This window comes from Massilia sp. TWP1-3-3 (assembly GCF_049897805.1).
Lineage (GTDB): Bacteria > Pseudomonadota > Gammaproteobacteria > Burkholderiales > Burkholderiaceae_D > Telluria_A.
Map to the genome: position 1 here is coordinate 1 of NZ_JAFCWX010000105.1, position 1,595 is coordinate 1,595.

3 protein-coding genes are annotated in these 1,595 nt (G+C 52.7%); 2 read left to right on the forward strand and 1 reads right to left on the reverse strand.

Translation table 11 applies throughout. From position 1 onward, the window contains the following. On the forward strand, positions 1-812 hold an 812-nt coding region (locus ACP7D4_RS27970; protein ID WP_426212699.1), incomplete at its 5' end, for an RHS repeat-associated core domain-containing protein. A gap of 57 nt (positions 813-869) precedes the next feature. Further along, on the forward strand, positions 870-1,253 hold the full coding sequence (locus ACP7D4_RS27975; RefSeq protein ID WP_426104105.1) for a hypothetical protein: 384 nt from the start codon (positions 870-872) through the stop codon (positions 1,251-1,253). 68 nt (positions 1,254-1,321) lie between these two features. Here ACP7D4_RS27975 and ACP7D4_RS27980 read toward each other — a convergent pair whose 3' ends face one another. Continuing rightward, positions 1,322-1,489 carry a hypothetical protein gene (locus tag ACP7D4_RS27980; protein WP_426212701.1) on the reverse strand — a complete coding sequence of 56 codons (168 nt, stop codon included), beginning with the start codon at positions 1,487-1,489 and terminating at the stop codon, positions 1,322-1,324. Positions 1,490-1,595: the final 106 nt, after the last annotated feature.

Here is a 1,595-nt window from a genome sequence, read left to right on the forward strand (position 1 = left end):
CTCTTTACATACAATTCGCCAGCAAAAAACCGCCACAAGTCCTTGAATGGACTAGGGAAAACGGCCGCGTTTACGACAAGTGCACGTCGGGCGGCTCCTTCTTGAGCATTGATCCGGTGACGACCGATGCGAACACTGGTGGCAGTTTCAACCGATACGCCTATGCGGAAAACAACCCGTACAAATATATCGATCCAGATGGGCGCGACGCGAAAGAGCCGAGTGATCCTTGCGCTGGCCAGAGTCGGATGAACTGTGGGACTTTAGGGACCATCACCGTCGCGAGCGATCCTGGCACTACAAAAAATGGACGGGTCGGGGCAACTACGAGTACTCAGTCCGCTTTCGACCCATACGCGGTCCTGGATACAGCCGCGAATTTTTCAGGCGGCATGGGAGACACGCTTTCATTTGGGCTGACGTCTTATGTCAGGGACGAATTTTCGATCGGCTCAGTGGATCAGTCGGCGACGTCGTATCATGTTGGTGAAGGTGCCGGGGTTGTGGTGTCGACTGCCCTTGGCGGGGCAGCTGGCGCTCGTGCCGCTGGCGCTAAGGGCGCTGGGCTTGAGTTCTCTCACTGGATACCTAAGCGGCTCGGTGGTGGGAACAGCATACTAAACGGGAATTACGTATCAATAGTCAAGCATGCGCTATCGGATCCGTTTCGCTACCGATTCATGCCGCGTGCTTGGAAGGCCGCGAATCCCATGCCGTCGATCGTTCTTCAACAATTAAATCGCATACCTTATTTTTGGATAGGTACCGCAGCTGGTGCAGGAGCTGGCGCTGCGTCAGTCGGTTCCCATTAAATACATATGAGACTACATCCTTTTTTTAGAAATTTTTTCAAAGCTGGAAGTTCTAGCTTGAACGAATTTGAACGCGCCGTGTTAGCTTCCGTGCTGAGGGCGTTGCGCCCAGTAGAAGAGCAGAAACTGAGTAAACGGATTGGGGATATCAATCTTGTACAACGGTTGGATGGGGGGCGGGAGGTGAATTGTTATGCAATGCACGGTGGTAGCGCCATTTTTCCTGATGAAACGCGCTTGGATTCGTCTACAGGTGAGCGTTTGCTAGCGAAGTTGGCAATTAAAGGGCCGCCAGGTACAGAAAATTCGTGCTCCGTATGGCTAGTTGATGGGAATTTTTTCGCGCTCGAGTTCAAATCGCCCACAGAGCATGCTGAGGCGCTTGCAATTGCCAACATTCAAGTAGATATTCAGTCGGTGGGGTCTGCCCCTGCAAAGTGACCGGGAGGTGCCGGCACAGGGTCAGAGCCGACATTTGGACACGAGCTGATCGCTAACATATCCTTCTTCTAAAAACAAAAAAGCCACTCCCTCCGGTGCCCCGGATGCGAGTGGCTTTCTTCTTCGCGGCTAAGGAAATGCGCCTTTGCGTTGGCCTGGGCCAGCACCGTTTCCAGCATCTCCATCACGAATTTCTGTTTCTGCTTGGGCAGCTCGCCGATGCCGGTAATTTGCAAGCTAGTTGTCGCCTAAAAGCGGTTTCTACGCTGCTTTTTTGAGTTCTGGATTTTTCTCCTTTTTGGTGAGGGTCTCCGTGGCACTTTTTTCCGGATTGAGGTGCAC